This window comes from Streptomyces sp. NPDC049541, assembly GCF_044465725.1.
In the GTDB taxonomy this organism is placed as follows: Bacteria; Actinomycetota; Actinomycetes; order Streptomycetales; family Streptomycetaceae; genus Streptomyces.
Window position 1 is genome coordinate 641,830 of sequence record NZ_JBITLY010000005.1, and the last position, 11,535, is coordinate 653,364.

The 11,535-nt window shown below is 71.4% G+C and carries 14 protein-coding genes; 8 read left to right on the plus strand and 6 right to left on the minus strand.

Features of this window, described 5'->3' with window-relative positions; translation table 11 throughout:
- Positions 1-197: 197 nt before the first annotated feature.
- Entirely contained in the window at positions 198-458 is a 261-nt protein-coding gene (locus ACIBW9_RS22285; protein ID WP_344405347.1) for a UBP-type zinc finger domain-containing protein, read from the minus strand.
- A 62-nt stretch (positions 459-520) separates the two neighbouring features.
- Here ACIBW9_RS22285 and ACIBW9_RS22290 point away from each other — a divergent pair, with 62 nt between their 5' ends.
- Positions 521-2,125, plus strand: coding sequence for a Na+/H+ antiporter (locus ACIBW9_RS22290; RefSeq protein WP_398957520.1), 1,605 nt, complete (start codon positions 521-523; stop codon positions 2,123-2,125).
- Here ACIBW9_RS22290 and ACIBW9_RS22295 read toward each other — a convergent pair.
- On the minus strand, positions 2,098-3,030 hold the full coding sequence (locus ACIBW9_RS22295; RefSeq protein WP_398957522.1) for a 1-aminocyclopropane-1-carboxylate deaminase/D-cysteine desulfhydrase: 933 nt from the start codon (positions 3,028-3,030) through the stop codon (positions 2,098-2,100). The genes ACIBW9_RS22290 and ACIBW9_RS22295 overlap by 28 nt on opposite strands.
- 121 nt (positions 3,031-3,151) lie before the next feature.
- On the minus strand, positions 3,152-3,742 hold the full coding sequence (locus ACIBW9_RS22300; protein WP_398957524.1) for an N-acetylmuramoyl-L-alanine amidase: 591 nt from the start codon (positions 3,740-3,742) through the stop codon (positions 3,152-3,154).
- Between the two features lie 293 nt (positions 3,743-4,035).
- On the opposite strand from ACIBW9_RS22300, the gene ACIBW9_RS22305 reads away from it, so the two are divergent.
- The 7 genes from ACIBW9_RS22305 (at position 4,036) to ACIBW9_RS22335 (ending at position 9,850) form a co-directional block, all read left to right on the plus strand.
- Positions 4,036-5,442, plus strand: coding sequence for a family 2B encapsulin nanocompartment shell protein (locus ACIBW9_RS22305; protein WP_398957526.1), 1,407 nt, complete (start codon positions 4,036-4,038; stop codon positions 5,440-5,442).
- 113 nt (positions 5,443-5,555) lie between these two features.
- Positions 5,556-6,641, plus strand: coding sequence for a family 2 encapsulin nanocompartment cargo protein polyprenyl transferase (locus ACIBW9_RS22310; RefSeq protein WP_398957528.1), 1,086 nt, complete (start codon positions 5,556-5,558; stop codon positions 6,639-6,641).
- Between the two features lie 248 nt (positions 6,642-6,889).
- Positions 6,890-7,495 carry a GNAT family N-acetyltransferase gene (locus ACIBW9_RS22315; protein WP_398957530.1) on the plus strand — a complete coding sequence of 202 codons (606 nt, stop codon included), beginning with the start codon at positions 6,890-6,892 and terminating at the stop codon, positions 7,493-7,495.
- Positions 7,496-7,688: 193 nt separating this feature from the next.
- Complete coding sequence (locus tag ACIBW9_RS22320) at positions 7,689-7,883, plus strand: hypothetical protein (protein ID WP_398957532.1); 195 nt, start codon at positions 7,689-7,691, stop codon at positions 7,881-7,883.
- 86 nt (positions 7,884-7,969) lie between these two features.
- Entirely contained in the window at positions 7,970-8,383 is a 414-nt protein-coding gene (locus tag ACIBW9_RS22325; protein WP_398957534.1) for a YciI family protein, read from the plus strand.
- 6 nt (positions 8,384-8,389) lie between these two features.
- Positions 8,390-9,595, plus strand: coding sequence for an RNA polymerase sigma factor (locus tag ACIBW9_RS22330; RefSeq protein ID WP_398957536.1), 1,206 nt, complete (start codon positions 8,390-8,392; stop codon positions 9,593-9,595).
- Positions 9,596-9,604: 9 nt separating this feature from the next.
- Positions 9,605-9,850 carry a hypothetical protein gene (locus ACIBW9_RS22335; RefSeq protein ID WP_398957538.1) on the plus strand — a complete coding sequence of 82 codons (246 nt, stop codon included), beginning with the start codon at positions 9,605-9,607 and terminating at the stop codon, positions 9,848-9,850.
- Here ACIBW9_RS22335 and ACIBW9_RS22340 read toward each other — a convergent pair.
- Genes ACIBW9_RS22340 through ACIBW9_RS22350 form a run of 3 tightly spaced genes read right to left on the minus strand, consistent with a single transcriptional unit; the run spans position 9,847 to position 11,435 of the window.
- Positions 9,847-10,605, minus strand: a complete 759-nt coding sequence (locus ACIBW9_RS22340) for a VOC family protein (protein WP_398957540.1) — start codon at positions 10,603-10,605, stop codon at positions 9,847-9,849. The genes ACIBW9_RS22335 and ACIBW9_RS22340 overlap by 4 nt on opposite strands.
- The gene (locus ACIBW9_RS22345; protein ID WP_398957542.1) at positions 10,602-11,015 is read right to left on the minus strand and encodes a VOC family protein; all 414 of its coding nucleotides are present in this window, start codon (positions 11,013-11,015) and stop codon (positions 10,602-10,604) included. The genes ACIBW9_RS22340 and ACIBW9_RS22345 overlap by 4 nt, the downstream gene beginning before the upstream one ends.
- Positions 11,016-11,042: 27 nt before the next feature.
- On the minus strand, positions 11,043-11,435 hold the full coding sequence (locus ACIBW9_RS22350; RefSeq protein WP_115913281.1) for a helix-turn-helix transcriptional regulator: 393 nt from the start codon (positions 11,433-11,435) through the stop codon (positions 11,043-11,045).
- Positions 11,436-11,535: the final 100 nt, after the last annotated feature.

The window sequence follows — 11,535 nt, forward strand, 5'->3', positions numbered from 1 at the left end:
CGGTGACGCTATCGCGCTCTCAAGTTTCCCGTCCCCGGGACCCCAACCCCTTGCCGTCACTCACAGTAAAACTGTGGACACGCTCCGTGTCTAGGGGTCTGCGGCTCCAATTGGGAAGAACGCGCGCCGGGTTGACGTACCCAGACGTCAGACGGTCGAACCGTCCGGATTCCGGGTCGTCCCCCGGCTGTCCAGGGTCACACGAGAACGTGGTCGACGAAGCACCAACGCCAGTTCTCGCCGGGCTCGAATGTGCGCATGATCGGGTGGCCGGAGTCCTTGTGGTGCTCCGTCGCATGCCGGCCGGGCGAGGAGTCGCAGCAGCCGACGTGGCCGCAGGTGAGGCACAGCCGCAGCTGTACCGGATGTGTGCCCGCTGCCAGACACTCCGGGCATGTCTCGGTCACCGGACCGGGTTCCGGATCCGGCAGCGCGTCGGCGTGCGTGCACTGTTTCATGATTGCCAGATTACGACGGGCGTGCGGATGACCGCGCGGAAAAACGAGGGCGGGCGAGAACGATGGACGTGATGCCACTGCTGTTGCTGGTGGCGGGGAGCGCCGCGATCGCCGCGGCGGCCCGGCGCACCCCCGTGCCGGCCCCGCTGCTGCTCGTCGCGGTCGGGCTCGCCGTCTCGTACGTCCCCGGGGTGCCCGACTACACCCTCGACCCGGACATCGTGCTGCCGCTGGTGCTCCCCCCGCTGCTGCACAAGGAGGCCGTCGAGAGCTCGTACCTCGATCTGCGGGCGACGATGCGGCCGGTGGCGCTGCTGTCGGTCGGCTATGTGCTCTTCGCGACCTTCGTCGTCGGGTGGGTCGCCTATCTCGTCGTGCCCGGACTGCCCCTGCCCGCGGCGCTGGTGCTGGGTGCGGTGGTGGCGCCGACGGACGCGGTCGCCGCGGCGGCGGTCGCCCGCCGGGTGGGGCTGCCCTCCCGGATCACCACGATCCTTCAGGGCGAGTCCCTGCTGAACGACGCGACCGCGATCACCGCCTACCGGGTGGCCGTCGCGGCCGCCGTCGGCGAGGGCGCCTCCTGGATCGGCGGGATCGGCGAGTTCCTGCTGGCGGCGGTCGGCGGCGTGGTGGTCGGGCTGGTGCTGATGCTCCCGATCCACTGGCTGCGCACGCACGTCAAGGAGGCGCTGCTGCAGAACACCATGTCCCTGCTGATCCCGTTCGTCGCCTACGCCGTAGCCGAGCAGGTGCACGCCTCCGGTGTCCTCGCGGTCGTGGTCGTCGCCCTCTACCTCGGACACCGCGCGTGGGAGGTCGACTTCGCCACCCGTCTCCAGGAGGAGGCGGTGTGGAAGGTGGTCGCGTTCGTCCTGGAGTCTGCGGTGTTCGCACTCATCGGCCTGCAGCTGCCCGTGGTCCTCAAGGGCCTCGGCGAGTACAAGGGCGTGGACGCCGCCTGGTACGCGGTCGCCGTCTTCCTGGTGGTCGTGGTGACCCGGTTCGTGTGGGTGTATCCGGGGACGTTCGTGCCGCGCATGCTGTCCGCGCGGATCAGGGAACGCGAGGACAACCCCACCTGGAGAGGGCCGATCGTCACGTCCTGGGCGGCGATGCGCGGCGTCGTCTCCCTCGCCATCGCCTTCTCGATCCCGCTCACCGTGCACGGCGGCGGCCCGTTCCCGCAGCGCAACCTCATCCTCTTCCTGACCTTCACGACGGTCATCGGGACCCTGGTGGTGCAGGGACTGACCCTGGCCCCCGTGATCCGTCTGCTGCGGTTCCCCGGCCGGGACGCACAGGCCGAGACCCTCGCCGAGGCCAACGCCCAGGCGCAGGCCTCCCGGGTCGCCGAGCAGCGCCTGGACGAACTCCTCACCGACGAGCGCAACACGCTGCCGCCACCCCTCGCCGACCGTCTCCGGCAGGTCCTGGAGCGCCGCCGCAACGCCGTCTGGGAACGCCTCGGCCAGACCAATCCGGTCACCGGTGAATCCGTCGACGACACCTACCGCCGGCTGTCCCGGGAGATGATCGGCGCCGAGCGCGCGATGTTCGTGAGACTGCGGGACGGCCGCTACATCGACGACGAGATGCTCCGCACACTGCTGCGCAGGCTGGACCTGGAGGAGGCGGCGGCCTACCGGGAGACGGTGGAAGGCTCCTGAACAAAGGGCCGCCCGGTGACGACGGCCGCGACGGTCGTCCCGCGCGCGAACGCGCCCTCGCCTGCCAGGGTGACAAGTCCATACAGCAACTTGGCGACATACAGACGCTCGACCGGCACCCCGTGACGCTCCTCGAAGTCCTCGGCGAAGGCGTCGAGTTCGCCGGGCACGCGCGCGTAGCCGCCGAAGTGGAAGCGGTCGTCGAGGGCCCATGCGCCGCACCGGCCGCCGAAAGCGCGCTCCTGGAGTTCCTGTATGTCGGCGGAGAGGAAGCCGCCCTTGAGGACGGGAACGCCGAGCGCGCGCTGACCGTGTGCCAGGCCCGCGGCCAGCCCGGCCAGCGTTCCGCCGGTACCGCACGCGATGCCGACGACATCGACCCGCCCGCGCAGCTCCTCGCCCAGGGCCCGGCAGCCGCGCACGGCTTCGGCATTGCTGCCGCCCTCCGGGACGACATACGCGTCCTGCGCGCCGACCGTGCGCAGCACGCGCGCGAGGACATCGTCTTCGGTCTTGCGTCGGTACGTCGACCTGTCGACGAAGTGCAGCCGCATACCGTCGGCCGCGCACCGGGCCAGGGAGGGGTTGAGGGGCAGGTCGGCCAGCTCCTGGCCGCGGACCACCCCCACGGTCGGCAGCCCGAGGAGCCGGCCCGCGGCTGCCGTCGCGCGCAGATGGTTGGAGTACGCGCCGCCGAAGGTGACGACGGTACGGCCGGCCGCGGCGGCGAGATTGGGCACCAGCTTGCGCCACTTGTTGCCGATGAGCTCCGGGTGGATGAGGTCGTCTCGCTTGAGGAGGAGGCGGAGGCCGCGCTGAGCGAAACGGTTGTCCTCGATCTCCTGCAGGGGTGAGGGCAGCTGGGGGTGCAGTGCTGCGAGGTCGAGGTCGTCGGGGCTGCTCACGGCCCCATTGTCGCCGGTCGGCACCACTCGGTCCGTCCGGCGTTCGAGGGCGAGGCCTTCCAGCCCGAAGCGGGGGTCTGGGGGCGCAGGCCCCCAGCGGTCCGCGCCACTGCCAGTGCCCTCACTTCAGCCGTTCGTGGATGCGCCCTCTCAGCCAGGCCATGGTGAACCCCCGCGGATCCACCTTCCCCGGCTGCCACTCCAAGTGGCCGATCACCGACCGTTCCGTCCAGCCGTGGTGCCGGCACACCGCCGCCGCGGCCTTCTCGATGGCGTCCAACTGGGCCTCGGGCCAGGGGTCCTCGCCGTCGCCGAGGTTCTCGCACTCGAAGCCGTAGAAGTGACGGTTGCCGTCGGTGTTCGCCTCGTTGTCCGGCGGGAGCGCCTTCTCGGCGATCACCGCACGCAGCACGTCGTCGTCACCGAGACCGGCGTGGTTGGCGCGTCCGTAGCCGACCAGGTGGACCGTGCCGTCCTTCGTGATGACGCCGTGGCAGAGAGGGCCGGGCAGGCCGGCGTAGCCGTCCCGGCAGATCTCGACGGTGTGTGCGCTGCCGCTGGTGACGGTGTGGTGGATCATCACGCCGTACACCGGACCCCACGGTCCCTTGTGGTTGCGGTTGTGATGTACCCAGTCGCCCACCTCGACGACGGTGAGGCCCTCCGCCCTGAGGCCGTCGAGGAAACTGCCCGCGGACATGGGTGAGGCCATGACCGCCTCCTTCGTACCGTGCCGACGGCCACCCGACGCGACCGTCTGTGAAGGAGCTTGTACCGAAAGTAACCACACCGTCACACATCGTGTTCGGGGTGAGGGAGTGGATTCGGCCATTCCACAGGCGCTCGCCGTTCGACAGGAACCCCATTTGTGCCCAGCCAGCCGTGATCCATTCCCGCTCTTTCGGGTAATAGCACAGATGCGTTCCGTGATGGAAGGCTTGCCCGCGGAGATCGATGCAGCCGCGCACATCGGCGCGCGCTGTTGAGCGGGAGGGCAATTCTCATATGTCGGTAGGCGAAGAGGTCCGTTCGGAGCAGGGCAAGCCGCAGCAGAGCCTCGGCACTGCCGCCGCGCGGAACCTGGCCACGACGACCAAGTCGGCACCCCAGATGCAGGAGATCAGCTCACGCTGGCTGCTGCGAACACTGCCGTGGGTGAACGTCCAGGGTGGTACGTACCGGGTCAACCGGCGACTGACCTATGCAGTGGGGGACGGCCGCATCACGTTCGTGAAGACCGGCGACCGGGTCGAGGTCATCCCCGCGGAGCTGGGCGAACTTCCCGCGCTGCGGTCGTACGAGGACGAGGAGGTGCTCGCGGAGCTCGCCCAGCGCTGCCGGCAGCAGGAGTTCGCGCCGGGCAGTGTGATCGCCTCGTTCGGCAGCCGGACCGACGAGGTCCATCTGCTGGCGCACGGCAGGGTCGAGAAGGTCGGCACGGGCCCGTACGGCGACGACGCGGTCCTCGGGGTGCTCGCCGACGGCGCCTACTTCGGTGACGCGGCGCTGCTCGACCCGGACGCCATCTGGGAGTACACGGCCCGCGCGGACACCGCGTGCACGGTGCTGACCCTGACCCGCCAGGACGTCGAACTGGTCGCGGAGCGCAGCGACTCCCTGCGCGAACACCTCCAGCAGCTGCGCTCGATCCCGGAGCAGCGCACCAACAAGTACGGCGAGAAGGCCGTCGAACTCGCCGCCGGCCACAGCGGTGAGCCGGACATCCCACACACCTTCGTGGACTACGAGGCCAGGCCCCGCGAGTACGAACTGAGCATCGCCCAGACCGTGCTGCGCATCCACTCGCGCGTGGCCGACCTCTACAACCAGCCCATGAACCAGACCGAGCAGCAACTCAGGCTCACCGTGGAGGCGTTGAAGGAGCGCCAGGAGCACGAGCTGGTCAACAACCGCGAGTTCGGACTGCTGCACAACTGCGAGTACGACCAGCGGCTCCAGCCGCACGACGGCGTGCCCAGCCCCGACGACCTGGACGAGCTGCTCAGCCGGCGGCGCGGCACCAAGCTGCTGCTCGCCCACCCGCGCGCGATCTCCGCGATCGGCCGTGAGCTCAACAAGCGTGGCCTCGTCCCGGAGACGATCGAGGTGGCCGGCAACCGCATCCCGACCTGGCGCGGTGTGCCGATCTACCCGTGCAACAAGATCCCGGTCACCGAGGCCCGTACCAGCTCGATCATCGCCATGCGTACCGGCGAGGCCGAGCAGGGCGTGATCGGACTGCAGCAGGCCGGGATCCCGGACGAGATCGAGCCGAGCCTGTCCGTGCGCTTCATGGGCATCAACGAGCAGGCGATCATCAAGTACCTGGTGACGGCCTACTACTCGGCCGCGGTCCTGGTGCCGGACGCGCTCGGCGTGCTGGAGAACGTCGAGATCGGCCGGTGGCGGTGACGTTTCTGCACCTGGGGGCCGTGTCCCCGCCCTCCGGGGCGGGTACACCCCGGTCGTATGCGCCCAGCCACAGCGGGAGCGCCGCCGTCCGCGGACTGACCGAGGGAGACCCCATGGCCGAGTTCATGACGGAGGCGAAGCAGCGTCCCACGGGGGCGCAGCCGCTCGACGGGTGCGAGGCGGCCGCGATCCTGGAGCGCACCCGGTCCCGTGTCGACCCCGAACTGCGCGCCGCCATCGACTCGTTGCCCGGCTCCATGCGCCGGATCGCGCTCTACCACTTCGGCTGGGAGCATGCGGACGGCACCCCGGCGGTGGGCAACGCGGGCAAGGCGATCCGTCCCGCGCTCGTCCTCACCGCGGCTGCCGCGCTCGGCGGTCCGGGTGCGCGCGAGGCCGCCGGGCGGGCGGCCGCGGCGGTGGAGCTGGTGCACAACTTCACGTTGCTGCACGACGACGTGATGGACCGGGACACCACCCGTCGGCACCGGCCCACCGCGTGGACCGTGTTCGGCGACGCCGACGCGATCCTCGCCGGGGACGCCCTGCAGGCACTGGCCCTCGGGCTGCTCGCCGAGGACCCGCACCCGGCCTCCGGCCCGGCCGCGGCCCGGCTCGCGGCCTGCGTCGTCGAACTGTGCGCGGGGCAGCACGCGGACACGGAGATGGAGCGGCGCGACCCCGGCGAGATCACCCTCGACGAGGCGCTGACCATGGCCGAGGCCAAGACGGGCGCGCTGCTCGGCTGCGCCTGCGCCCTGGGCGCGCTGTATGCGGGGGCCTGTGACGAGGACGTCGAGGCGCTGGACGCGTTCGGCCGTCAGGCCGGGCTCGCCTTCCAGCTCATCGACGACGTCATCGGCATATGGGGCGACCCGCACCGCACCGGGAAACCGGTCGGCGCCGACCTGATGGCCCGCAAGAAGTCCCTGCCGGTGGTCGCCGCGCTCACCTCGGGCACCCCGGCGGCCGCGGAACTGTCCGAGCTGTACGCAGTGCCGTACGGGAAGGGGGACGAGGAGGAACTCGCGCGGACGGCGCTCGCCGTCGAGCGGGCCGGCGGGCGCGACTGGGCTCAGGTCCAGGCCGCCGACCGGATGGCCCGCGCCATGCAGGAGCTGGCCCGTGCGGTCCCCGACCCGGAGGCGGCGGGCGGTCTGCTCGCGCTGGCGGAGTTCGTGACGCGGCGCACCGGCTGACCGCGCCCCGCACAGACCCCGGAGCCCACCGGGGCGGCCGCGCGGCTCCTGACCCCGCACAGCCGTCGAGGCTCCGGCCCGGCGGGTCCCGCACATCCCCACGGTGTGCGGGGCCCGCGCCTCTTGGGGCTCGGGTCGCCTCCGGGGCGCCACAGCCCGTGTCGTGCCCCTTCGGCTCACTCGCCGCACCCGCCCCTATAGGCTCAACAGCCATAGGACAGAGGGCGTTTGAGGTGAGAGGGCGGCACATGGGTGTGGCGATCCGGGCGGCGGACGAGGGCGACCGGGAGCTGGTCGTGCGGCTGCTGGACGAGGCCTTCCAGGACGATCCGGTCAGCGGCTGGGTCTTTCCCGGGGACGAGTACCGCCGTACGACCCACCACAGGCTGATGGCCGCCTTCACCGGGATCGTGCTCGACGAGGGCCGGATCGACGTCACGGAGGACGGCAGCGCATGCGCGCTGTGGCTGTCCGTGCCGGCCGGGGAGCACGAAGCCGCAGAGGCGGCGGTCGACGACGAAGCCGCCCGGCTGCGCGCCGCCGTCGACCCCGGGAACGAACGCATCGAGCTGATCGCCCGACTGACCGCGGAGATCCACCCCGCCGGGCGCGCCCACGAGTACCTCTGGATGATCGGCGTGACTCCGGAGCACCAGGGCGAGGGGATCGGCAGCGCGCTCGTCCAGCACGTCCTCGACCGCTGCGACCGAGAAGGTCTTCCCGCCTATCTGGAGGCGAGCAGCGCCCGCAGCCGCGTGCTGTACGAGCGCCTCGGCTTCGAGCTCACCGGCCGCCCCCTCGACCTGCCGAACGGCCCGCAGATGTGGCCGATGTGGCGGGAGCCCCACGGCTGACCTGCCGCTCGGGGGCAACCGCTACCTCTCCGGCCTGACCGTCGGGACGCCCGCAGGTCTACGGCTCGGGCATGCCGATGTTCGGCGCCGTCTTCTCCGTCACCGACTTCACGCTGAGTCGGTGCGCACCTTCGGCAACGGCGTCCTCGTCCGCACGCACGCGCGCCGCCGCTGACCGGCCTACGCTGAGGGCATGGACAGCTCAGAACACGTCTGTCCGGTCTGCGGACAGCCCGTGGAAACGGTCGTCAAACGCCACAAGACCCTGGGCGCCTGGGTCCCGGTCTGGGTGCCGGGCCCCTGTCGCAACCCCGAGTGCGAGGCGTACGTCGCCGAAGGCGCCGCACCGGACCAGGAGCCCGGAAAACCCGCCGCGAAGAATTCCTGAGCCCCGTGTCGAGAATCCCGGCCCGGCTCCGACGTCCCCCGTGAGAGCCGCCCGCCACGGGCGGCGCGAGCCGAAGGAGCAGAGTCATGAAGTACCTGGTCATGGTGCAGTGCACCCAGGCGGACTACGAGGGCATGCAGGGCAAGGCCAGTGCGACCTCCCCGGCCTGGAGCCAGGAGGACGTCCAGGCCATGTACGCCTTCATGGGCGCCCTCAACGACGACCTCGCGGAGACCGGCGAGATGATCGACGGACAGGGCCTGGCCGAGCCTGCGCGGACCCGGCTGGTGAGCCTCGGCGAGGACGGCAGGAGCGTGATCACCGACGGCCCGTACAGCGAGACCAAGGAGCTGCTGGCCGGCTACTGGGTCCTGGACTGCGCGAGCCTGGAGCGCGTCACGGAGATCGCCGAGCGCATCCTCCAGTGCCCCCAGCCCGCCGGGGCCGCCCACTACCCCGTGGTGATCCGGCCCATCGACAACGGCTCCGCGGACGTCTGAGCGTCCATGGGCACGACCGTCGAGGTCGAGGACCTGCTGCGCCTGCACGCGCCGCAGGTCCTCGGCGCGCTGGTCAGGCGGTACGGGCACTTCGACGCCGCCGAGGACGCCGTACAGGAGGCGCTGCTCGCCGCGGCCGGGCAGTGGCCCTCGGCGGGCGTGCCGGACAACCCGCGCGGCTGGCTGATCAAGGTGGCCTCGCGGCGGCTCACGGACGCGCTCCGCTCGGAGCAGGCGCGACGGGCGCGGGAGGAGAAGGCGGCGGCGCTGACCTCGCGGCTCGCGACCGGGCCCGACCGGGCGCCCCGCGAGGACGACACCCTCACGCTGCTGTTCCTGTGCTGCCACCCGGACCTCAGCCCGCCCGCCCAGATCGCGCTCACCCTGCGGGCCGTCGGCGGTCTGACGACGGCGGAGATCGCCCGCGCGTATCTGGTGCCCGAGGCGACGATGGCCCAGCGCATCAGCAGGGCCAAGCAGAAGGTGCGCGGTGTGCGCTTCGGACGACCGGAGCACTGGGAGGAGCGGCTGCCCGCCGTCCTGCACACGCTCTACCTGGTCTTCAACGAGGGCTATACAGCGACGTCCGGAGCGGTCCTGCAGCGCCGTGAACTGGCCGGCGAGGCGATCCGGCTGGCCCGTACCGTCCACCGCCTGCTGCCCGACGACGGCGAGGTGGCCGGCCTGCTGGCCCTGATGCTGCTCACCGACGCTCGCCGCGACGCCCGCACCGGGCCGCACGGCGAGCTCGTCTCCCTCGACGAACAGGACCGCGCCCGCTGGGACAGGGCCGCGATCGAGGAAGGCGTCGCCCTGGTCACCCGGGCCCTGTCCCGGGGCTGCGCCGGCCCCTACCAGGTGCGCGCGGCCATCGCCGCCGTGCACGACGAGGCGCCGTCCCCGGAGGCGACCGACTGGCAGGAGATCCTCGGCCTGTACGAGGTGCTGGTCCGCCTGGTCCCGGGCCCCGTCGAACGCCTCAACCGCGCCGTGGCCGTCGCCATGGTGCACGGACCGCAGGCCGGGCTCGCCGAACTCGACCTCCTGGAACCCGGCTTGGGCCACCGTCTCGACGCGGTCCGCGGCCACCTCCTGGAACGCGCGGGCGCCCACAAGGAGGCTCGCCGCGCCTACGAGTCGGCTGCCGCGGGGACCCTGTCCCTGCCGGAACAGCGCTATCTGCAGGGGCGGGCGGCACGGTTGAGGCCGTAACGTGACGCCATGACAAGTGAGTTGGGGTTACCGCGCAGCCGGGCGTGGCGGTGGGCCGTGGTGGTGTGGGCGATCGTTGTGGCCGCCGCTGGAGGGCTCACCCTGTGGCTGCAGGAGTCCGCGGAACCGCCGCCACCGGTCGGCTGGGAACAGGCAGACCCCTCCGAGGAGCCGGCCGCACCGCTGCTGAAGGCCACCGTGTGCCCGCACGAGGACGGGGCCACGGTCGCTGCGTGCGTTCGGGCGTGGCCCTAGGAACCGCGAGCACCCTGCGCGGGCAGTCCGCCCGTCTCCGGATCCCGCCCCGTCAGGCAGTACGTGCCGCCCGTCGGATCCCGCATCACCGTCCAGTGGCTGCCGCGGGTGACCAGCCGCGCGCCGAGGCGTTCGTGGGCGGCGCGGGTCGCCTCGATGTCGGCGCAGGCCAGGTCCAGGTGGGCGGTGGCGGGGCGGTCCTCGCCGAGGCGCTGGAGGAGGATGCGGACCGGGAGGCCCGCCGGCGGCGTGAGCACATGGAACTCGGGGAGCGAGCCCCGCCGTGACCGCCACTCGGGCAACAGGGCGCTCCAGAACGCGACTTCGGCGTCGTACAGGGAAGGCGCGATGTCGATGCAGACCTGGTCGAGGCGGCTGCCCCGCACGACGGGCGGCCGTGTCGCCTCCGCACGCCACGACATGGTGCACAGCTGCTGTCCCGCGGGCGACCGCAGCACGGCCCATGCCCCGTGATCGGCGACCACCTCCGCCCCGAGGGCTTCCGCGGACCGCATGAACCTCCGTTCGTCGGCCACCGGGAAGTCCAGATGCGCACCGCCGGGACCAGAGACGACCCCCTGCACCTTGACGCAGGCGTCGGCTCCGCCGTGCAGGAGGGTCGTGAACTCCTGCTTCTCCCCCCGGAGTTCGGAGAGGCGGGTACCTGTGACGGCCGTCCAGAACTCGCAGGCGGCGGTGAAGGACTCGGCCGGCCGGTCGATGAAGGCGTAGGTCCACCGGACCTGTCGGCTCATCCCTTCCGCTCCATGAACCGCAGCATATTCCCCGCCGGATCCCGGAACGCGCAGTCCCGGACCCCGTACGGCATGTCCGTCGGCTCCTGGAGCACCTCGGCGCCGGACTCCTGGACCCGGGCGAAGAGGGCGTCGCAGTCCTCGGTGGTGAAGTTGACCCCGCGCAGCACGCCCTTGGCCAGCAGCTGCTCCATCGCGTCACGGTCGGCGGCGGAGAGGTCCGGGTTGGCCGCGGGCGGCTCCAGGACGATCGACACGTCCGGCTGCAGCGGCGACCCGACGGTCGTCCACCGCATTCCCTCGTACTTGACGTCGTTGCGGACCTCCAGGCCCAGGACGTCGCAGTAGAAGGCGATCGCCTTGTCGTGGTCGTCGACGGCGATGAAACAGGTGTGCAGCTTCAGGTCCATGGGGCCAACCTAAGGTCGATACCGGCGTCACGTCCTTCTGGGACGCGTGTACGCGCGCACCACACACGGCGGGATCTCCGCGCTCTCCTCGTGCGAGCGGGCCCGGTAGGAGCTCGGCGTCTCGCCCACCAGTTCGGTGAAACGGGCGCTGAAGGAGCCCAGCGAGGTACAGCCCACCGCCATGCAGACCTCCGTGACGGTGAGGTCGCCGCGCCGCAGCAGGGTCTTCGCGCGTTCGATGCGGCGCGTCATGAGATAGCCGTACGGGGTCTCGCCGTACGCCTCGCGGAAGCTGCGCTGGAAGTGACCCGGAGACATCAGGGCGGTGCCCGCGAGGGCGGCCACGTCGAGGGGCTCGGCGTACTCCCGGTCCATACGGTCGCGGGCCTGTCGCAGGCGTACCAGATCCTCACGGTTCACCACGTCAGCATCGCACGACCATCACGCGCCGGGCGCCGGGCGCCGGGTCATGGCATGCACTTTGCCTTGAGTTCGCCTGTCGTATGAAAGCGCTTGTTCC

Bases quoted from the DNA above. Each gene is read 5' to 3' on its own strand.
- ACIBW9_RS22325 (WP_398957534.1), top strand. From the start codon at position 7,970: ATGAAGTACCTGGTCATGGTGCAGTGCACCCAGGCGGACTACGAGGGC.
- ACIBW9_RS22335 (WP_398957538.1), top strand. From the start codon at position 9,605: ATGACAAGTGAGTTGGGGTTACCGCGCAGCCGGGCGTGGCGGTGGGCC.
- ACIBW9_RS22285 (WP_344405347.1), bottom strand. From the start codon at position 458: ATGAAACAGTGCACGCACGCCGACGCGCTGCCGGATCCGGAACCCGGT.
- ACIBW9_RS22330 (WP_398957536.1), top strand. From the start codon at position 8,390: ATGGGCACGACCGTCGAGGTCGAGGACCTGCTGCGCCTGCACGCGCCG.
- ACIBW9_RS22305 (WP_398957526.1), top strand. From the start codon at position 4,036: ATGTCGGTAGGCGAAGAGGTCCGTTCGGAGCAGGGCAAGCCGCAGCAG.
- ACIBW9_RS22290 (WP_398957520.1), top strand. From the start codon at position 521: ATGGACGTGATGCCACTGCTGTTGCTGGTGGCGGGGAGCGCCGCGATC.
- ACIBW9_RS22310 (WP_398957528.1), top strand. From the start codon at position 5,556: ATGGCCGAGTTCATGACGGAGGCGAAGCAGCGTCCCACGGGGGCGCAG.
- ACIBW9_RS22320 (WP_398957532.1), top strand. From the start codon at position 7,689: ATGGACAGCTCAGAACACGTCTGTCCGGTCTGCGGACAGCCCGTGGAA.
- ACIBW9_RS22300 (WP_398957524.1), bottom strand. From the start codon at position 3,742: ATGGCCTCACCCATGTCCGCGGGCAGTTTCCTCGACGGCCTCAGGGCG.
- ACIBW9_RS22340 (WP_398957540.1), bottom strand. From the start codon at position 10,605: ATGAGCCGACAGGTCCGGTGGACCTACGCCTTCATCGACCGGCCGGCC.
- ACIBW9_RS22345 (WP_398957542.1), bottom strand. From the start codon at position 11,015: ATGGACCTGAAGCTGCACACCTGTTTCATCGCCGTCGACGACCACGAC.
- ACIBW9_RS22315 (WP_398957530.1), top strand. From the start codon at position 6,890: ATGGGTGTGGCGATCCGGGCGGCGGACGAGGGCGACCGGGAGCTGGTC.